Origin of the sequence: Vibrio lamellibrachiae (assembly GCF_050337265.1) — a bacterium.
Lineage (GTDB): Bacteria > Pseudomonadota > Gammaproteobacteria > Enterobacterales > Vibrionaceae > Vibrio > Vibrio kyushuensis.
On sequence record NZ_JAKJSU010000009.1, the window covers coordinates 194085 to 214337 of the forward strand.

Consider the following 20253-nt stretch of genomic DNA (forward strand, 5'->3'; position numbering starts at 1 on the left):
ACTAGCTATTTGGTGGTTAGTTATTTGCTACTAACCCTTCACTACATTTACTGTTCGGGCGTATAACCAACCTACTAAGACGATTAATACCGCTCCGAACAATACAGGGTTGATTAGGAAACTCCATGTTGGTTGGAGCATCATAATAAGCATTGGGTTTGCGCCTGCAGGAGGGTGAGTGGTATCAGTCGCTAGCATGGCTATCACGCCAAGCCCCGTCGCTAATGCCAACGCCCAAAAGTCGACACTAATAAAGCTTACAAATATTAGGCCTATAAAGCTGGTGATTAGATGCCCAAAAATGACATTCTTCGGTTGTGCTAACGGACTATTAGGCAAGCCAAACACCAGTACCGTCGTTGCGCCAAACGGGGCCATCAACCAGAGCATGTGATCAGATGGATAACTATAAAACTTATGTAAGTAAGCCAAAAGAAAGATAGCAACAGACGCGCCGATCCCTGCGGTGATCGCATTAATAAATTTATTCACGGTTTATTGTCCTGAAAATATTTTAAAGAAAAGTAAGGGTGAGATTAACGCTCACCCAAATTAAAGATGATTAGAGTGAAAGTTTAAGCTGGTTGCCTTTGGCACGAGAGACACAAGGGCACATTAACGTTTTCTGCTCCTCTTCCGTTAAGCAAAGATCACGGTGTTCCACTTCACCTTCAACGACAGTGACAATGCAACTTCGGCAAATGCCAGCATGACAACTATTAGGAATCGCGATGCCCTGTTCTTCAATGGCATCCAATACTGTTTTGTCTGGCTCTACAGTGATGGAAAGGTCCGATTCCACGAGTTCAACGGTAAAGGTTTTATCTCTCTTTGCCGCTTCATCGCTTTCTACTCGCTGAGCAGAGAAAGCTTCACTGCGAATACGGGAGGGATCGATGCCTAGCGTCTTCCCAGCCTCAACCAGATCATTAATTAACCTCATTGGTCCGCATACATAAATCATGCTGTTTACATCAGCGTTACGTAGAATTTCAGCACAGTTCAGTCGTTGTGATTCTTCAGCGCTGTATAGGGTTAACGTGTCGCCAAACTCTCTTTTTAACCGCTCTTGAAACGCCATCTCTTCTAGGCTTCGTCCTGCGTAGTGCATTTCAAAAGACTTCTTTTGCCGCGACAACTGTTGTGCCATCGCTTTAATCGGGGTAATGCCAATACCCGCAGCTATTAATATGGTTGGTCTATCATCGCCGTGCACTTCAAACAGATTTTTCGGCTTGGAGCAGTAAATAAGCTGACCGATCTTAAATGTCTGATGGATGGTTTTAGATCCACCCTTCCCCTCTTCTTCACGTAATATCGCTATCTCATACACATCACGCCTTGCAGGGTTAGAACAAATGGAATAACAGCGCTCAATGGATTCCCCAGAGTCGAGTTTAACCGGCACAAGAAGGTGAGAGCCCGCACTGACTTTGGGTAGATAGAGTCTTTCAGGGTGACGCAGTTCATAAGCACGGATCCTAGGAGTAAGTTGACGTATTGACGTGATCTCTAAGCGCAGCTTCTCCTGATCAAAGTATTGGCCACTGAGCTTTTCTCCACTTTTATCTTCACCTGACAGAACGTTACTATCACTGTTTTTCAGTCTGGACTGAAGTTCAGCGACTTGCGCTTTTAACTGCTCATTCTCAGATAAAATTGGAGAAAGAATCTGTTCAACTTCATTCTCAGTAAAGCGTGGTGTTATAAACTTAGGGCAATTCCAGTCGAACCCTTCGATATGAATTATAAAACCACGTTCAACCGAAGCTGGGTAACCTTCCACTTCAAGCTGCGCAAGCGTCTCCCAATCATCATCAGCAACAAGCTCAATACGCCCCATCATTTTCAATCGACGCTGATTTCGATAATCCATGAAAAACAGCGATACGCGATCGTTGCTGCGAAAGTTTCCAGTACTCACGTATTGTCGGTTACCACTAAAATCGGCAAAGCCAAGACGACGTTCATCCAGTACTCGCATGAAACCAATTGGCCCACCGCGGTGCTGAACATAAGGCCAACCCGTTTCACCGACACTCGCCATATAAAAACTGTCGCGCTCGGAGATAAAATTCGCCTCATTTTCTGATAGCAAAAAATTATAGTCTTCACCGTGTTCCATCGTTGCGTAGCCATCTCGGCTATTTTGCTCACGCTGAACCTGCTTTACGTTGTCGGTAAACACTAACTTGGTGTATTGATGTGCCATCTTTGAATCCTTTTCTTTGTGGAAGATCCCGAGCTTAACGCCAGCTCGGGCCACCTCGTTTCCGCAAATCTAATTAAGCGATACCTTGGGGAAATCTATCTCAACGCGGCTCGCCTTACCCAGAATATTGGTCATCACATTCATCCCAACATGAGTAATAATTTCGACGATCTCTGCATCACTAAAGCCTGCGTTACGCACCTCTAAAAGCTCTGCTGTAGAAACATCACCACTTTTTTGTGCCAATGAGCGTGAAAATTTGACTGCTACACCCGCTCTTTTATCAAGGCTTTCTCCAAGGCGGTTTGCTTCAATTTCACTGTTGGACAAACCAACCTTTCGCCCGATGGCCGTATGAGCTGAGACGCAGTATTCACAGGCATTTTGCTCAGCAAGCCCTAACGCAATGCGTTCACGCGTTAATGGATCTAAACTTCCTTCTCCTGCAATCGAGTGTAGCCCTAAAAAGGCACGCAGCGCTGTGGGAGAGTTAGCAAATATTTTCAAAAAGTTCGGCACCATGCCAATCTGCGTTTGAATCGCCTCGTACAGCGCTTTTTGTTCTTCATTTGCTTCATTTTCAGTAACTAAGTTAATGCGGCTCATAATGATTTCCTTTCTCTATGCTTAGGTTATTGGTGATTAGTTGTTTATTAGTGATTAATGGGTCACCGTTGATTTATAACTCACTTCAAGTTGCCTCCCTGAAGCGTTGAAATCAGTATGCGGAAAAACACTTGCGTAAAGAATAGCCACCATTCACAATTGATTATTCCGATATATGGAATAATCAAGGGTTTCAAATGGATCAGTTGCACTTAATGCGAGTCTACGTTGCGGTTGCAGAAGAAGAAGGGTTTGCCGCCGCTAGCCGCCGTTTATCTATGTCACCACCAGCAGTCACCAGAGCGATAGCAGCGTTAGAAGAGTCGTTAGGCGTGAAACTACTCAATCGGACAACCCGCTATGTACGTGCCACTGAAGCAGGGCTACGCTATTTAGAAGATGCGAAACGCATTGTGCAAGAGATTGAAATTGCCAACGAAGCCGCCGCGGGCATTAATGCAGAGCCCAAAGGACACTTGAGCGTCACCGCGCCCGTTCTTTTTGGTCAAAAGCATGTACTACCCGGCGTGGTTGAGTATCTAAAACGCTACCCCGGAACCAAGGTCAATGCGGTATTTTTAGATCGCACTGTCAATCTGTTGGAGGAAGGCTTTGATGTAGGGATTCGCATTGGCGAACTCGCCGATTCAAGTATGCGTGCCCGAAAAGTCGGGGAAGTAAAACTGGTCTTAGTTGCCGCCCCAGAGTACTTGCAACAAAACGGCACTCCCCACACCCCTGAAGCCCTTAATGAACACACAATCATTAATTCTGGCTCGAATGACTTTTCCCACGATTGGTACTTTAAGCACGGTAATAAGAAGTCACAACACCGCATTAAGCCACGGTTAACCGTTACCACCAACCAAGCAGCAATTAATGCAGCAAAGCTTGGATTTGGCATTACACGAGTGGTCTCCTATCAAGTTGAAGGTGAGGTTAACAATGGGGAGTTAGCGATTGTGTTGGAAGATCATCAGCTTGATCCATTGCCTATCCATATTATTCATCGTGAAGGTCGCTACTCGTCAGCCAAAGTGCGCAGCTTTATTGATTTAATGGCACAACGACTTAAGCCATAAATAGAAATAATCAAAAACTAAACGGGAAACTGGCTCGTTATGCTGGTTTATCAGGGTACTTAGCCTCTATAATGTCGGGGTCTAAAGTTAAAAGGTAATAAAATGAAAATTTGTGGTGTTGAGATCAAAGGTAATGACGCGGTTATTTGCCTACTTTCACTGTCTGAAGGTGTATTTAATATCCCTGATGTACGTGTATCTAAAGTGTCTATTGCCAACGGCAGCGATACTCAACAGATGAGAGATTTCCAGTTCTCTTTCGCAAAACTAATGGAAGACTACCAAGTCGATAAAGTAGTTATTCGCAAACGCCAAACCAAAGGTAAATTTGCAGGTGGCGGATACGGGTTTAAACTTGAAGCGGCAATCCAACTTATCCAAGACTTGGATGTTGAAGTTGTCGAGCCAACTGAAATTAAAGAGAAACTAAAGCGTAACCCTCTACCAGTTAAGTTCAGCGAGACAGGCCTTAAACAGTACCAAGAAGCGCCATTCATGACCGCTTACGGGTGCCTAATGGCTCATAAATATTCTTAACGAATACTAAGTAAGCTAGTCAACTTAAAAAGCCATACCACTCTCATAACTAGAGATGCTGTATGGCTTTTTTGTGTCTGCCGTATAGATATACATAGGTTCTGCCTATTAAAGTAATACACCTAATCCATTATTCAAACACCTGTCGCAATACTATCCTGTGCACAAACTTTATCGACCCTATGTGCCCCTATGACAACTTCTTCCAAACCGTTAAAAGCCCTTATTGTTGAAGGCGGTGCCATGCGTGGCATTTTTGCTAGCGGCGTACTTGATTCCTTCATGAAGAATCAATTTTTACCTTATGATTTTGCGATAGGTGTTTCCGCTGGTGCAACGAACCTCATTGGATATCTTGGCCATTCACCTAAACGAAGTCTAAATGTCATCACCAAGCTCGCTACAGACAAAAGATTTTATAGCCCGCTTCGTTTTGCAAAAGGAGGAAACCTAGTCGATGTTCGTTGGTTGTGGGAGCAATCAAATAAAGACTACCCACTAGATTGGGAACAGCTTTTTTCTTCAATTCCGCTCTACGCAGCAGTGACCAATATCGACACAGGCGATGCCGATTATTATCACGTTCAGCCAAGTAATTTAGGTCCAGTTGTCGAAGCTACAACTGCTCTGCCTGTCGCGTATAAAGAAACACCCTGCTTTTCAGGGCGCTGCTATACCGATGGTGGTGTATCTGACTCTATTCCCGTTCAAGAGGCTTATCGCCGTGGAGCAAAAGAAATCACAGTGATCCTGTCACACCCTTTGAGCTACCAAATGAGTCCTGTAAAATACCCATGGATGATGAAGAAGTTATTATCGAAATACCCAAGTATTGCCAACGCTATGCTACAGCGTTCAAACAACTACAATCGATCGTTAGAGTTTATTCGCAATCCGCCGAGTGATGTAAAGATCCGCGTGATCGCCCCCCCAGAAGAGTTCGCCATTCGACGCCTGACAATGAACCAGAAAACGCTGAATTCAGGCTATGAGATGGGGATTGAGGCAGGTAAAGCACACCTTGCAAGCCAAAAAGGTGTCCATGGACTGGATGAAGAGAACTGCCATTTTTGTTGGTAGTGACTATGAATCAACGATTGAAGGTATAAACCCGGTGAGTGATTCCTATAAATATTTAAAAATTGAGCTTATATGGAGACTAAACAAGCCAAAACCTTTTCATTTTTTATTCTAAAAATGAAATTAAATAAACAAAAAACATAAGCCCTGATTACGCGTATATAAATCATTCAGGCTCTCTTATAATCCAGTACATTATTTGTCACTCTACCTTCATTGCTCTTTGAAGCAATCGAGTATGCTATAAGAGGTATTCCCTATGAACTCAATGCCTCTTTCCTCAACGCAAAGCGCTGCACCATTTGTGAACTACATGAACGAATGGGGCGGAGATGGTAATCAGTTACTCTGGCAGTTTAAGAGCGATTTTAGAAACCTAAACAAGACCTCAGGGTTTATTCCATCTCACGCACTGGGCATGATCGTCGATGCAACAATGCAAAAGGTCGGAGCGGAAAACATAGTTGATATACACAACCATGATTTAGATTTCAGTGATGTGCATCCTTACCTGCGCCAGCTCATGTCATCAAGTGATGATCTTTTGAGTTGCCTAACAGCATCTAGCAAGCTTTTTCATCTTCAAGGCAGCCATTACAAAATGCGCGCTCAATATACAAAAGGAGAAATGAGACTATATTTTGGCCATGGATTAGCACCATCACTTCGAGGGTCAGCCTCACTACAATACTTAACCGTATTAAGGGTGATCAGCGTAATCAGACGTTTTCTTGGCTCTGAGTGGCGTCCTGAGTATTTAGCTTTATCCTCTCAAATAGAACCACCGAAACCAATTGTATCGCATACAACGCAGAACAAAGTAATTAGTGGCTCCTCTGAAAGTTACGTCCCTATTAAAATGGCTCATTCTGCCGACATAGATTCATTAAACCTACCCACAGAAATACCGTGTAGCCTATTCAGAGTAAAACAGATCACGCAAAGTTTTTGGCGACATGAAGAGTTCAGTATCGACTTTATTGCTCAACTGTTTGGTGTATCAGAGCGAACTATTCAACGACTATTTTCTTCTCAAGGCCATAGCTTTCGACAGTTTGTTAACACACTAAAATTTGATTTTGCGATTAATCAACTTAAGAGAGGGTCAAAAGTCACTGACGTGGCGGTGCTTCTTAATTACAACGAGCCGGCCAATTTCACACGTGCAATCAAAAAACATTGCGGTCTGAGCCCATCACAACTGTTAGCCGCAGAGAACTAATATAAACACTTCAATATTGATCCCACGAATCCTTTGGTTTGTCGTAAAATGATAGGGGCAAGATACCGTGCAATCACTAACATAACAGCCAATTATTAAATCAATAAAAGGCACCCAGATAATGTTGAAACACAGTATGTTAGACGACACTCTTGAACCGAGCATCAACGAAAAAAACGTGACTAACGAGCTTCGCCAAAAGTATCGTAAAAACTTCTCATTAATGAGTTTCATGGCACCGGGAGAACAGGCTTCTTGGTACTGGCGTAATATGGAACAAGTCATCCCTGCGTCCCGCATTAGAGCAGATAGTGCTAGCTCAATCCCTTTAAAGCGAGACCTTCTCAACCCAAATACTGTTTACAATACAAACTACGCAGATAGAGCTCTCGGTGACTTACTTCTTGGTGACAAACCAGCCATAGATTCACTAATGATCACCAAAAATGGAAAAGTAGTTTTTGAGCATTTTAATATGCCATATAACGAACAGCACGTATGGATGAGTAATGCTAAAACTATTGCAGGCCTACTTATCGCCTTGCTCGAAGAAGAAGGTAAAATTGATGTATCAAACACATTAATTACGTATTTACCAGAGCTTGCAGATTCTGATTGGAAAGATGTCAAAGTAATCGATGTGCTGAACATGCAATCAGGCATGGACGTTCGTGAAAACGCTGAAGCACGCTCAAACCCAAACACTTCGATAGCTCAAATATTTATGGCTGAAACAGGTCATATCCCTGACTATTTAGACACTTTACTTCGACCAAAAAAACAGTCTGAAGCAGGGAAAGCCTTCGAGTACAGTTCAGCTAACACCCAAATTTTAGGCATGCTAATCGCCCGTGTTGAAAATAAAACATTATCAAAAGTGTTCGAACAACGTATCTGGTCAAAAGCGGGGATGAGCTCAGACGGTATTATGAGCCTAACACCAGACGGTTTCGAAATTGTTCACGGTATTTACAGCAGCAATACAGAAGATATGGCACGCTACGCAATGCTGTTCACTGACAGCTGGCCAGCTACTGCAAAAGAACGCTTAATCTCAGAAAACGTAGTCAAAACCATACGCACTTCATTCACTAAAGGTGTTTACCTTGGCAATGAAGAAATGGGGAATCACTTTGTCAACATGATTGGTGAACAGCCGTTAGGTGCAAGTTATCAATTTGATGCGATTTGGGAAGATGGTGATATGTTTAAGTCAGGTATGGAAGGCCAAGGTATCTACATCTCTCCAGACAAGAACATGACGGCAGTATGGTTTAGTAACCGTGGTGAAAATGACCACCCTGCTACTTATATTCGTCAGTTTATGAAAGCTCAATAACCTGTACCATCAATCTTCACTTGTATCTTAAAGGATGTAAGTTGAATACAGGTTGTATAATAAAGAAACCCAGTTTACTCATTTCAGTAAACTGGGTTTTTCAGCTTTTATCGTTTGTAAAAAGCGTGATTAAATAGACACTACGTCATAACACTCACAATCTACGTCACCAGGCACAAGCGCTTCAACCTTCACTGCCCCAACTTTGAACTCAGGGATCTTCGCGTGTGGGTCAGTTGCTATTGACGTTAACTTATTCCCTGGCGATTTAACAAAATGGAAGGGAATAAACACCACACCTCGGAAGTTATCTCCCCTACACTCAATATGAATACTTATGTTAAAGCATAAAAGAATGAATATTAATGACATCGTAAATCAGTTAAATTGCTAATGCAGTAAAGGGAGCCAATATTACAGACTAGCGGTTACTCAGCATTGAAATGTAAATTAAGTGAATATTACCCCAGAATTAAGTCATATTTCAGAGAATAAAAAACCGCAATAAATACGGTTTTTATTAGCTAAAAATTGTGGTGCTAATGAATTTGATAATAATTAACAAGGCCAGTTGCACTCTCGCCTTCGTACAGCTCATAATCATTTCGGTGGTTCATATACACCGTTTCTGTCTTACCAAGCGGATCGGTGAGTAAAAGAACTGCCCCGCCCACCCAAGAGCCAATAACTTGACTTTGAATCATGTCAGGGAAGTCGGTCACTAACTTACTTGTCAGATCACGATGGTCAACGTAATCGCTACCCACATCCCATACATGAAGAGGGATACCAAATTGACCTGAGCCAGATTGACCACAAGTAGTATCGCCACAAGCATGGAAATAGAAGTAGATATTCCCATCACTCTGTACCTCAGAAAAAGCACCACCCTCATGACCTGTTCTATTAAACTCAAGAGTGTCTACATCTAACTCACTTAGACACGAAACTGAAGGGTCAGCAAGGCAATGGACACCCTGTGAGAAGATTCTGCCATTGACGCGATCACCATATACAAGTGGTGGTCTGTTATCTCCGTATCGAATTCTTAAAGGATGAGGTAACTTCAGTTCACCGTATGTGCCGTTACTTAAATCGAAAACCAAATTAGAGCCACCGTCCTTAAATAGCCCCGTTACTACGGTATCACCAAAGTGCTGTGCATCAACTCGACTACTGATTGTATCCCCTTCCCAATCATTACAACCATATTCCATGTGGTCAGGAATGTAGCAACCATTCCAATCATAACCAAATGATTCGTAGCTTCCAGTAACAAGGTTGATATATGTCAAACCACCATGCTTCACTAGCGCTGTTTGACCATCTTCGGATAGGATAACCTCGTGTCGATTGCCGACATTTGAAAACTCGATATTAGCTAAAACTTCGACTAAGCCATAGTTCTCGTTGTGCGAATATAGTGTTGCATCCCCTTGTGACGCATCTCCGGCATATTCCGTAAAGTATAATGTGTCTGTATTTCTGTCTAGGGCAATAGCACTGTTATGACGCCATTCGAAATCTCCAACAATCCTTTCCGATAGGCACTCTGCGACTTCACCTTGGCGACCTGAATCATACATTGGAATTTTAAGGATGTTGCAGCTCATGTTTACCGGAGCTACATCTTCAGGGTCTAATTCATCCTCACCAATTTCTGGTGCAAGTGAGAAGTTCAAGAAATCACCCTGAAGGTATAAATTATCAGGGGTGGCAACGACAGAATTAACAGTGCAATCGATGTTCCCTACGTCATTTGGAAATTCAAACACAGGAGCAAGCGCATTTGGTACATTAATATGACCTTCTTCAATAGCACGCACAAAATCTAAACATGATGAAGAGGTGTACATAACACTTGAATCAAGCACTTGAAGTTCACCAGTAGAACTATCTGTCATCGCGAACGCGGCGGCATTTTGGGTTTTAATTTTCACATTTGCGTTATTGCCACCATTATTACCAACGCTATCACTGTCGCTGCACCCTGCAACAAGGAGTAAGACCGAAAGTGACATCAATGCTTTTCTAATATCCATAAGCTCTCTTTTTATATATTTACAACATCACAACAAATCGATATTAATCAATTAGTTACAAAGACCAAAGTTGATGCACACTAACATTAAAAATATGAAGCTGCTTCAAATAACAATGAAAAACTGTAAAGCCATACAACTGTTTGAATAGGATTTAGGCAAGGTGTAACGAGAGGATTCTAAAGGTAAATTTATTCCAGCAATTAATGTGACATTATAAAAATTCATATAATTAGATTTGATAAAAAAGCCAGCTTGCTGATTTCAACAAACTAGCCTTATTCGTTGTTCCTAAAGCATTGCACTTTGAAATCTAGTATTCCAAGAGCTTTTCATGTGAAATTGTTTCTTCACCTTATCTAGCAGCATCTAAGTTATGAGCGATACGCAACATTTCCATCTTTCCAATTTTTGGGGGAAGAATTAAAATTACTCCCTCTTCGAGACCACGAAGTTTTGCTATTTAGCTGAGTTTTCTTGCCAATTGGAAGCATTTATGCCATTAAGTTCAAAATGGTTGGTTCCCACATTAGACTTAGATAATTAGAGCGGTAAACCGCCACTGTTTTCAAACTGATTTACGGCTTTAATTTAGGCTGTAAACATTTATATTCGAATACCAGTCTCTTTACTTGGTGGTAATGCTTGCGTTATTTAAAGCCAACTACATTTCATTAGCTGGCTTTTAAATGGAGCAGGTTAATTGATTGTCACTTTAACAATAACACTGTTGAATATGAATCTGATACGGCAATAATGCCTTGAGTCGTGTGCTCTTGTCCGTATAAATTGGGTGGGAATTGAGCCATCGTTTTTGTCCACACACCTAGCGATTGCCCCTCGACTAAATCAAATTGTCGAATGATATGATTTTCATTTCCGGCCCCTTTGTATGTTGAATAGTAACTAACACTTGTTCTATCCAAACCAAAGTACCAATGGCCTTGATACATTTGTCCCAGATATCCCATGCCATGTTCAGTGTACATAAAGTGATAATCATTACTGACATAACCATCAGACCCTGACGTGTCCAACCTTATAACGAACGCTTCGCCATAAATGTATTCCACATGATAGTCATCGAGACTGACCCCGCCAGCACCAAACTGAGGAGCAATGTCATAGATAGCTTGCTTAACGGTGTCTACAGAAACAATAACGGTAGAATGAAGTTCACCTATATATTCGAATGTTCTTATACGACTTGCGGATTCGTCGTAAAATTGCACTTCATTATCGAGTGCAATTTGATTTCGATAGCTGTAGTACGGCACTTCGGCAAACGTTACTTGATTTTTTATCACGCCACGACGACCCAACGCGATAACACTTCCTGTATTGTATTTAAGGTTCTCTGAATTAGGGGTAATAGGTTCAAGGTTACGATTAAGATAACGAAGTGTGCTGTTTGCCAAGAGCCCAATATATAGACCATCCACAAACCATGTTTCGCCGTTTAATGTATCTGATTCGGCAACGATGGTCCCATCTTTCATGTCCAGTAAAATTAATTTCGTACTGGCACAATCAGAAACAATGATTACATTCCCCCACTTGCGTGTGTAGCAAGGGTGAAAAGAGCCTGCGTAGGTTAAGCCTGAAAAATTAGTTTGTTCCCAAGCCAGTTCCAAGGCCGGGACAACATAAGACTTTCCCCGGATGATGGATATCGTGCTATCGACCAAGTTACCATCACCATCAATTTCGATAACGACATTGCGAAGGTTTGAAGGGTCAAACGAAGCCAAATGATTGGCAAATCGACCTGCTTTTTCTTGTAGAGCCACAACATCTGCACCAGACTGACTGAGTGTTTCACCTAGCTGATGTTGGAGAGAGCGAGCAATCGCATGCGCAAGTGCCGCGTCGTTCGCCACGTAATTTCCCGCGATATCCACCTCGGATAAGTTCAAAATGGCCGCAAGATCACTGAGAGAAATGCCTTGAAGTTTAGCTAAGGTCGAAAAAGGCGTGATGGTTCGTTGGCCTTTAACGGCAATCATTTCTTTATTGTAGTTTACGACCCCCCCGACATCCGTGTCTGTCGTCTGCCCAGAGATGACTTTAACAATGATGTCATAGACAGCATCCGCTTCCGTGATTTGAATTTCACCGTTTGCATCTGTCAGGCCAGCATATTCACCATCATCGGCTTGTAAGTTACCGTTTCTATCGACCCAGACCTCAGCATCGCCAAGCAATCCATCAATGGCGGTGTAAGTATAGGTGTCTGTACTACTGCCACTGCTTCCTGAAGAAGAGTCACCATCTCCCCCACCACCACAAGCGATCAGAAAAGTAGATAACGCCATAATCGATAAACATTTTATATTCATAACTTCAGTCCTTTCTTATTAATATATAAACATGAATAAAGAGCCGAAACACTCAGTGGGATTACGCGATCTAGCTTTCCTGCAATGGTCTCCGGTAGACCTTATATCTTGGCGGTAGCCAAAATAATTCCTTTAACAGTGTATTCTTTGCAATACCGCTCACACTGCCTAAACACTTCCATTTTCGCCATTGTTTATTGGCTTTAAATTTAATGTCCACACCTGACATCGGCAGGTAAAAATCCACAGCCCCATTTCTCTTCAGGTAAACTAGAAATGTAATTAAATTGGAACCACATAATTTCAGCCACAGCCCTCTTCACCCAGTACTAGCCGATTGAAGAGAGCTGCCCATGCTCATAAAACGTAAGACAACTTATGCCACCTTAAATTGTTTTAATATTTCGCTGATATGAGCGGCCTTTTGCTGAGTCGACTCACACAGTCTGGCCGTTTCATTCGCGCCTTGTGATGTCTCTTGACCAATTCCACTGATACTACTAATACTTGAATTGATTTCACTCGCAGCCGCGCCTTGTTGTTCTGTTGCTGATGCAATGAGATTGTTCATATCGGTAATTTGAGAGATCGTTTTGGCGACTTCTTCAATCGCTTCCCCGCCTTTTTCTGCTTGAACAACACCAGAAGCAGCATGTTCTTGTGCCATGTTCATCATTTCAACGGTATTACGAACTTCTTTACGCAATCCTTCAATCATATTATCGATTTCACCCGCAGATTCTTGAGTGCGTGACGCCAAGCTTCGAACCTCATCGGCGACTACCGCAAAACCTCTCCCTTGCTCTCCAGCCCGCGCTGCTTCTATAGCCGCATTGAGAGCAAGAAGGTTGGTTTGCTCGGCGATCCCTTTAATCACATCAAGTACGGATACTATGGTTTCTGTCTCTGCTTCTAAGCTATGTACCGCTTGGCTTGATTTGTTTATCTGATCCGCAAGTGTGTTTATATGATTGATTGTATTTCCAATAATCCCCTTACTGCTCTTGGACTGCTGTTCTGCCTGCATTGTCGCCGTTGATGCGGAATTGGCATTTTGGGCAACTTCTTGAATAGTAATGCTCATCTCATTAATGGCGAGGCCAACTTGTTCGGTATTTTCCTGCTGACCATTCACCCCTTCACTCGTTTGCAAACTTATTGCCGCCATGTTCTCAGAGTAACCCACCAACTCTCTGTTGACCGACGTTAAGTCCTCAACCGTATTACGGATTTTCCCGACAAATAAGTTAAAGTTAGTCGCCAGTTGAGCAAGCTCTCCCTGCCCATTAACGGGGAGTTGTTTGGTTAAATCGCCTTCTCCTTCGGCTATGTCAGACAGCTGCGTAATAACAGCGGTTATTGGCTTGATGATCGCTCTGGTAATGATGACCGCTGCGATAACACCGATGATTAGCCCAATTGATCCTACCGAGAGAATCGTCCAAGAAGTCGCTTGATTGGTTTTAGCTAACATAGGACCAAGGCTAGACTGCTCATCCTGTACTGACTTATTAAATGCTTCAGCTTTCGCCATTAATTGCGGGCTTATCTCACTAACTGAACCATTAATGGCAGAATCCCAGTTATGGACCGTACTAACAAGCTGTTCAGTCATTGCAACATATTGGCGAGCTGCCTTTCGGGCTTGTACCAACACTTTACGTTGCTGAGGATCTCGCACCAAACCGACCAGCACCTGCAAGACTTTTCCAAACTCCTGAAACTCCTGACGAGTTGACTCTACCGCCGCTTCGTCACGGGTGCTTAAGAATTTAACGATGCCTAATCGACCTGCTTGAACATGTGAAAGTGCCTTTTGCCCATAATAGATCGCCGAAATATTATTACTTTTAAATGCATTATCAATAAGCCCAGTTAGCGAGCTGCGAAGATCCTCACCAAGCGTAGTCAGCGTTGCAGCCTCTGATTCTCTCTTCTTTTGAAGTGCTTCAATTTCAGAAAATGCACCAATGTAACTATCATGTAGCTCCCTAGCGTCTGCCATGATTGAAATTCGTTCAGGATCCTCGATTTCACCGCTGGTTGTGTCAAGTTTGCCTTTTAGCTCACTAGCCGCTTCCTGATAGATGGTCAGCGCCTTTTTATCTCCAGAAATAATATACTTGTTGGCCAGCAAGCTCTCTTCCAAAAGCTGAGCACGCAAATTGGACGCATAGTTAGCATCATCAGCCAGCTCTTGGTAGGAAACAAAACCAAGGGAAGCATTTTCAACGGATAAGTACCCCTTAACAGTAATCACCGAGATTATTACAAGCAGTAATCCAAACCCACTTATTATTAATTTTCTAACCGACATACTTTATTCCTTAAAGTAGAAGAGTCTTGAAGTAGAAATCGTTATCGCTATTCCTTAGCTACTTGTATTCTTGCTACCCGTAACCATAGCTACTCGTAAACGTATCTACCTGAAAACATAATGATTGCTTTCTATTTACGAAGCTAAGGCCCTTTAGATAAAGGGCCTCTATGCCGTTATAGATTGTCCATTCGAACGGAGTAGTCTTTAGGACCAAAAAGCTTCTCGTAAGAGTAATCAGTGATATTCGACTTGCTGAGTACTGGAATGAGTGGTCCGGCTCTAAATGGAAAGTCTGTACCTGGCTTTTCATCTTTAAGTAGGCGAATCATCATCCCCATGGCTATACGAGCTTGATCAACAGTCATATCTGCTGGCGCCGCTGCAATTGTACCGTTTGTAATGCCCTTATAGAGTGCTGGAGTGATATAGGTTCCGATCACTTTAGACTTTTGACCTGACTTGGAAATAATAGCTGGAGCAAGCTCTGCTGCAACGGCATTCCCAATGACGTAATCTACGTCAGGGTGGGCTGCTAACGCATTGGCAAGTAAATCACCTTGCGCTTTAGCTGAAGTATCACCCCATTCAACAGCCACGACATTTAACTCTCCGGGAAAGAAATCCGTTGCGGATTGGAAACCCGTGAAGGAATCATCAGCCCAGCCTGAGTTTTTTGGCCCGGGTAGGAATACGACGTTTACCTTATTTTTGCCTGCTTCTTCAGCGTCATTAGCGACATACTCACCAGCTAAGTAGCCCATATCATAAAAACTGACTATCGACTTTGCTGATATGCTCTGTGCTTCAATATCATTAATCACTTCAATAACAGGAATACCCTGAGTATCGATTTGCTGAACTAATTCATTATTTCCGCTATAGCTGATCGAACCCAATATGATGCCATCAACGCCCAGTTCAACTAGCTCATTGAGCTGTTGCTGCTGAGTATTTAAGTAGGAATATCCGCCCGCCTCTTTTACAACAAATTCGACATTAAGCCGTTCAGCTTCACTAGTAAGCCCGTAGTTTACGGCGTGCCAGTAAGAGTCCTGAACATGTGGAATGCTGATACCGATACGAAGCTTCTTATCTGGAACAGCAGGTAGAGCCCACGTTTCCATGATGGGTCCTCGTAGGCTAAGGGACTGCTGGCCCGGGCTTTTCTGAGTTACATCATAGTTGCCATAATAGCTCCCTACAGAAACCTCCTCAGCAACGCTACTTTGTGTGGTAAATAAGCCAAATGTAATAGCAGCACACAGAGTGCTATTTACTATTCTTTTATGTGATTGTTTTCTATTTAACATGTTTCTCTCCTAGCATAGAGACTAATGATCGTTTGTTATCTGACTGATTATTCAGTGAATTATTGTTAATCATCATTAGAATGTTTATTGGGGTTTTTGGGGTAATGATAAGTACTCCCATCAGGTAGTGTTGCTTTCATTTTGGTTAGAGCAGAATAGAGCTCTGGGCGACGATCTTTGATGTAATCACTTTCACCATAGGGGTGGGTTGGCAGGTAGTTACCCGGAACACAATCAGCAATTAAAAGTGTGGGCATGTTGTTGGCGTGAGCGAGTAATTCACCATAAGGGTCTGCAATCGCACTGTTACCTAAATAGACACCTGACAAGCTGCCATCTGATCGGAACTGGCGCATCGCATGGTTAGAATATACGGTGAACATTTTATTACTGTAGGCGTTAACCGGAATGGCCGTTTTCGATATGTCTGGATAGATCCAAGAGCTAGCAAAAACACCGTCCTTATCAACCGTCCCCACATCAGCAGCCGTTGGTGCAATTACTACCTGAGTCCCTTTCAGTGCGTAAACTCGGTATACCTCTGGGAACTCAGCCTCATAACAGTTGATCAGACCGACATTAATTCCGTTTACCTTGAAAGGGCGGTATGCCTTTTTAGGGTCGTCCACATAGGGGTATTTCCAGTTCGCTTTTTCTTCCACTCCCCACAGGTGACACTTACGATAGTTACGAAGGATCTCTCCCCCTTTATCTAGCATCAAGATGGTATCGAAATGCTCTCCCGTGTCAGGGTCTAGCTCTGCATAAGGGCAAACGATAGCGATCTCGTTTTTCATCGCGATGGAACCCACAAGGTCCTGTACTTGAGAGGCCGTTCGAACAACCTTATCGATGTCGTCAGGTAGAATGTTATAGCCACAAAGAAAAAGCTCTGGCAGTACCAATATCTGAGCCTGATAACTGGCCGCTTTTTCCGCCCACTCTTTTAAACACTTAAGGTTGTAATCAATGGCTTTTTGGTCTCCCGCTAACCCCTCTCCCTGATAGACTGCAATACGCAGCCCCTCACCGGATCTAGGAGGCTCAGTACCAGTTAGGCTCATTTTCACCATTGGGTAACGACAGTCCTTGATGGTTTCACCTTTGGAACACATGTTGCCATGGCAATTTATTTGATCTTTCTTGATTCCCATTCCATGCCTCCTTAGATTCTTGATGCTGTATAAACAGTACGTTTTTGAATGCGTAGGATCTGAAGCGATTTACGATCAAGCTTTTCTAGCTCATCAACAACCATTGTCATGTGGGTAGCCATAGACTCAATTTGCTCTGAGGTAATCACCTGTCGCACTACGATTCGAAACACATAGGAACCATCGGCATTTTCTGGGTCGGTAGTCGGCAGCTTATAGCAAGCGATGATCCAGCCATACTCGCGCATTTCATCAGCGAAATCAGACATGTTCCAAGCATACCCACCCTTACGCTCGTCTCGTTTAAAGACCACAATCGGGTAGTGAAGGTTGTCACTAATAGGAGTGAAAATTTTATTAAGAGTTGGGTTATCAGATATGCATTTAATGAGGTGGTCGGTATTGTCCATGCAGTTATTCAATACAGCTTGGTACCCTTGACGCCCCCAGCTCAAGAAGTTGTAATATTGGCTGATAATGACGCCCGAACCTCTCGAGAAGTTCACCGTGTAATCGACGAAACTGCCACCAAGGTAAGTAATGTCATAGATAAGATCCTTATCAACAACATCTTTATTACGAAATATCACTGACCCCATTCCAGGGTATACCATCCCAAACTTATGGTTAGAGACGTTAATCGAGCGTACCCGTTTGGTGCCCTGGAAATTGATTACCTCTTTCTTATGCTCCCTTTCTTCTTTTCGCATCTTCTTTTCAGCGCGTTTGTTCGTAAACGGAAGCATAAAGGCGCCGCTTGCACCGTCAATATGAATTGGGATATCAACTTTAGTCTCGTGTGAGAAACGGTTGCAATAATCGTCTACCACTTTATCTATTCCTGCAGTATCGTCACCATTACCAGTAAATGTCGATCCCGCAATAGAGCCAACCGCCATCACAAGCTCACCTACCGTTCTCTTATCTAAGGTTGGAAGGTACTCATCAGGGTACTCACAAAGATTGATGATATCCTTTCTATAGGGGCTGTCTTCTATCGGACAATTGAGAACCTCAGCGACATCGCCACCCGTCAAGGTGTATTTATCTGCCCCCATTGAAACGTATAAAGCACCGACATCGTAATAACGACAATATTTATCCCAACAACTGTGTACGTGAGTACTCATCAGTAAAAATGGGCGATCCAACGGATGACGGTTTTTATTACCTTGTGTAGCTATTTTTCCATCTTCATCTTTAATGCCTTTATTACAGTTTTGCCAATGTTTACGGTGTGCAATCAGCGCTAACATTATCGCTTCGGAAGAGCCAACCGTTACCGAACCGTAAAAGCCCTTACCTGTATCTGGGTCAGTATCTTCCGGGGCAAACTCGGTTCCAAGCATATCGCCCATCATTCGAACGAGTCGCTTTTCAATTAAGGAGCTTTGTGGATACTCCTCATGGTCGATGAAGTTTTTATCTAGGTTTTCGTGAATAAGCTTCTCTGCGTAGTCATCCATCCAAGTGTTGACATAGGTCGCGAGATTCAGTGCAGGACTTCCATCAAGATTCAGGGAGTCTTTTATCATTCTATAAGCCGATTCTGGAGCCATTGGTTCTTTAGGTATCCTCAGTTTTGGCACACCTTGTTTAAACTCGCTGCGCCCATACAAAGGGAGCATTGCATTATCCTTAGCCATTAAACGTTCCTTATAATAATTTTATGTCCGTAATTTATTGAAAAATTAGAATTTTTAACAAAAACCTCAAATAACCATTCCTATATAAGCCATTTTAGGAAGGTCGATGTCGATAAGTGATTTTTAGATAATCGGTTTCTTTGTGCTTGCAGGGATGAAGCCCATCTTTATAGATACTAGTTACAACACTCATCATCAAATGCATGCAACTTAATTAATAGCACCAATAGGCATATATTCCAGAATATGATGTGAATTTTTTAATTTCACTAAGTGATAGTTTGATGACTAGTCGATATAACGATTTACAATAAACTCGGATTTTTGCCAACCAGCAGAGAATCAGCGCAATGGAAAACGTTCATGATTAAACCTCTTTCCCAACCCATAAATAAAAATGATATTGATTATCATTACAATATAAAATAGTATTCAATCCACTACTTTTCCATGGATATTTGCTATGAACAAAGGACTCTTGTTTAAAACACTTTTTTCTATCACTGTACTTTTTTACGCTCAGGTTGCCACTGCAGATCAGCGTACTGTCACCGATGAACACGGTACGTTTTCAATCTCGGGTACACCGGAAAGAATTGTAGTGTTGGAATATTCGTTTGTTGATGCGTTAGCGGCAGTGAATATCTCCCCAGTCGGCATTGCTGATGACAAGAAAATAGAACGCGTGATCCCTGCTGTACGTGAGGTGATCAAGCCTTGGACTTCTGTGGGTGTACGCTCTCAGCCTAGCTTGGAAGTGATCGCAGAGCTTAAGCCTGATTTGATCATCGCAGATGTAGAGCGACATACGGCTGTGTATGAAGACCTGAATCGTATTGCACCAACTTTGCTGCTCAAAAGCCGTGGTGAAACCTATCAAGAGAATTTAGAAGCAGCTGCCATTGTCGGCATTGTGGTTAATAAAGAGCAGCAGATGCAGGCTCGTATTGCTCAGCATAAAGCCACAATGGAGGCATACAAGCAGCGCTTCGCCAACCAAGAGACTATTCAATTTGCAGTCATCACAGAGAAAGGAATGTGGATGCATGGACCTGCTTCTTACGCAGGTGGTGTCATCACTGAGCTTGGCCTCAATAGCCCCATTCCAAATCAAACCGAAAAAGCGTATCTCCCAACCAGTTTTGAGCAGCTGTTAAAAGCCAATCCTGATTGGCTACTACTTGGCCCATACTCTGAGCAAACTGTGGTCGACGATTGGCAAAATAACCCGTTATACAAAATGTTGACTGTGAGCCAAAAAGAGCAAGCGGTAAAGGTCTCTCCTGAACTGTGGTCATTGAATCGCGGCATGTTGGCGGCGGAAGGGATTGCTCAAAATCTTGAGAGCATATTAACAAACTAAT

15 protein-coding genes and 1 pseudogene are annotated in these 20253 nt (G+C 42.8%); 6 read left to right on the top strand and 10 right to left on the bottom strand.

Going from position 1 to position 20253, the window contains the following annotated elements; translation table 11 throughout:
- Positions 1-30: 30 nt before the first annotated feature.
- The 3 genes from L4C54_RS15960 to L4C54_RS15970 form a co-directional block, all read right to left on the bottom strand.
- Positions 31-492 (bottom strand): HPP family protein, encoded by a 462-nt coding sequence (locus L4C54_RS15960; RefSeq protein ID WP_428808939.1) that lies wholly within the window; start codon positions 490-492, stop codon positions 31-33.
- 70 nt (positions 493-562) lie between these two features.
- Positions 563-2212, bottom strand: coding sequence for a 2Fe-2S iron-sulfur cluster-binding protein (locus L4C54_RS15965; protein WP_428808940.1), 1650 nt, complete (start codon positions 2210-2212; stop codon positions 563-565).
- Between the two features lie 69 nt (positions 2213-2281).
- On the bottom strand, positions 2282-2818 hold the full coding sequence (locus L4C54_RS15970) for a carboxymuconolactone decarboxylase family protein (RefSeq protein ID WP_428808941.1): 537 nt from the start codon (positions 2816-2818) through the stop codon (positions 2282-2284).
- Between the two features lie 197 nt (positions 2819-3015).
- Between L4C54_RS15970 and L4C54_RS15975 the strand changes: the two genes are divergently transcribed.
- The 5 genes from L4C54_RS15975 (at position 3016) to L4C54_RS15995 (ending at position 8078) form a co-directional block, all read left to right on the top strand.
- Positions 3016-3900 carry a LysR family transcriptional regulator gene (locus L4C54_RS15975; RefSeq protein WP_428808942.1) on the top strand — a complete coding sequence of 295 codons (885 nt, stop codon included), beginning with the start codon at positions 3016-3018 and terminating at the stop codon, positions 3898-3900.
- A gap of 102 nt (positions 3901-4002) precedes the next feature.
- Positions 4003-4437 carry a DUF3010 family protein gene (locus L4C54_RS15980; RefSeq protein WP_428803014.1) on the top strand — a complete coding sequence of 145 codons (435 nt, stop codon included), beginning with the start codon at positions 4003-4005 and terminating at the stop codon, positions 4435-4437.
- 192 nt (positions 4438-4629) lie between these two features.
- A complete protein-coding gene (locus L4C54_RS15985; RefSeq protein ID WP_428808943.1) occupies positions 4630-5517 on the top strand; it encodes a patatin-like phospholipase family protein in 888 nt (295 codons plus the stop codon).
- A 259-nt stretch (positions 5518-5776) separates the two neighbouring features.
- Positions 5777-6739: a helix-turn-helix domain-containing protein gene (locus L4C54_RS15990; protein ID WP_428808944.1), complete on the top strand. Its 963-nt coding sequence runs from the start codon at positions 5777-5779 to the stop codon at positions 6737-6739.
- A gap of 121 nt (positions 6740-6860) precedes the next feature.
- Entirely contained in the window at positions 6861-8078 is a 1218-nt protein-coding gene (locus tag L4C54_RS15995) for a serine hydrolase domain-containing protein (RefSeq protein ID WP_428808945.1), read from the top strand.
- 129 nt (positions 8079-8207) lie between these two features.
- Here L4C54_RS15995 and L4C54_RS16000 read toward each other — a convergent pair.
- From L4C54_RS16000 to L4C54_RS16030, 7 genes and pseudogenes are all read right to left on the bottom strand, one after another.
- Positions 8208-8381 (bottom strand): annotated as a pseudogene (locus tag L4C54_RS16000) (molybdopterin dinucleotide binding domain-containing protein); the annotation flags it as partial.
- 236 nt (positions 8382-8617) lie between these two features.
- Positions 8618-10120, bottom strand: a complete 1503-nt coding sequence (locus tag L4C54_RS16005) for a hypothetical protein (protein ID WP_428808946.1) — start codon at positions 10118-10120, stop codon at positions 8618-8620.
- 710 nt (positions 10121-10830) lie between these two features.
- Complete coding sequence (locus tag L4C54_RS16010; protein ID WP_428808947.1) at positions 10831-12459, bottom strand: hypothetical protein; 1629 nt, start codon at positions 12457-12459, stop codon at positions 10831-10833.
- Positions 12460-12835: 376 nt separating this feature from the next.
- The gene (locus L4C54_RS16015) at positions 12836-14776 is read right to left on the bottom strand and encodes a HAMP domain-containing methyl-accepting chemotaxis protein (protein ID WP_428808948.1); all 1941 of its coding nucleotides are present in this window, start codon (positions 14774-14776) and stop codon (positions 12836-12838) included.
- Between the two features lie 176 nt (positions 14777-14952).
- A complete protein-coding gene (torT, locus tag L4C54_RS16020) occupies positions 14953-16089 on the bottom strand; it encodes a TMAO reductase system periplasmic protein TorT (RefSeq protein ID WP_428808949.1) in 1137 nt (378 codons plus the stop codon).
- A gap of 65 nt (positions 16090-16154) precedes the next feature.
- Positions 16155-17243 carry a nitrilase-related carbon-nitrogen hydrolase gene (locus L4C54_RS16025; protein WP_428808950.1) on the bottom strand — a complete coding sequence of 363 codons (1089 nt, stop codon included), beginning with the start codon at positions 17241-17243 and terminating at the stop codon, positions 16155-16157.
- A gap of 11 nt (positions 17244-17254) precedes the next feature.
- The gene (locus L4C54_RS16030) at positions 17255-18889 is read right to left on the bottom strand and encodes a pyridoxal-dependent decarboxylase (protein ID WP_428808951.1); all 1635 of its coding nucleotides are present in this window, start codon (positions 18887-18889) and stop codon (positions 17255-17257) included.
- Between the two features lie 463 nt (positions 18890-19352).
- On the opposite strand from L4C54_RS16030, the gene L4C54_RS16035 reads away from it, so the two are divergent.
- Positions 19353-20252, top strand: a complete 900-nt coding sequence (locus tag L4C54_RS16035; RefSeq protein WP_428808952.1) for a Fe(3+) dicitrate ABC transporter substrate-binding protein — start codon at positions 19353-19355, stop codon at positions 20250-20252.
- The last annotated feature ends 1 nt before the right edge of the window (position 20253 follow it).

Bases quoted from the DNA above. Each gene is read 5' to 3' on its own strand.
- L4C54_RS15965 (WP_428808940.1), bottom strand. From the start codon at position 2,212: ATGGCACATCAATACACCAAGTTAGTGTTTACCGACAACGTAAAGCAG.
- L4C54_RS15970 (WP_428808941.1), bottom strand. From the start codon at position 2,818: ATGAGCCGCATTAACTTAGTTACTGAAAATGAAGCAAATGAAGAACAA.
- L4C54_RS15975 (WP_428808942.1), top strand. From the start codon at position 3,016: ATGGATCAGTTGCACTTAATGCGAGTCTACGTTGCGGTTGCAGAAGAA.
- L4C54_RS15980 (WP_428803014.1), top strand. From the start codon at position 4,003: ATGAAAATTTGTGGTGTTGAGATCAAAGGTAATGACGCGGTTATTTGC.
- L4C54_RS15985 (WP_428808943.1), top strand. From the start codon at position 4,630: ATGACAACTTCTTCCAAACCGTTAAAAGCCCTTATTGTTGAAGGCGGT.
- L4C54_RS15990 (WP_428808944.1), top strand. From the start codon at position 5,777: ATGAACTCAATGCCTCTTTCCTCAACGCAAAGCGCTGCACCATTTGTG.
- L4C54_RS15995 (WP_428808945.1), top strand. From the start codon at position 6,861: ATGTTGAAACACAGTATGTTAGACGACACTCTTGAACCGAGCATCAAC.
- L4C54_RS16005 (WP_428808946.1), bottom strand. From the start codon at position 10,120: ATGGATATTAGAAAAGCATTGATGTCACTTTCGGTCTTACTCCTTGTT.
- L4C54_RS16010 (WP_428808947.1), bottom strand. From the start codon at position 12,459: ATGAATATAAAATGTTTATCGATTATGGCGTTATCTACTTTTCTGATC.
- L4C54_RS16015 (WP_428808948.1), bottom strand. From the start codon at position 14,776: ATGTCGGTTAGAAAATTAATAATAAGTGGGTTTGGATTACTGCTTGTA.
- torT (WP_428808949.1), bottom strand. From the start codon at position 16,089: ATGTTAAATAGAAAACAATCACATAAAAGAATAGTAAATAGCACTCTG.
- L4C54_RS16025 (WP_428808950.1), bottom strand. From the start codon at position 17,243: ATGGGAATCAAGAAAGATCAAATAAATTGCCATGGCAACATGTGTTCC.
- L4C54_RS16030 (WP_428808951.1), bottom strand. From the start codon at position 18,889: ATGGCTAAGGATAATGCAATGCTCCCTTTGTATGGGCGCAGCGAGTTT.
- L4C54_RS16035 (WP_428808952.1), top strand. From the start codon at position 19,353: ATGAACAAAGGACTCTTGTTTAAAACACTTTTTTCTATCACTGTACTT.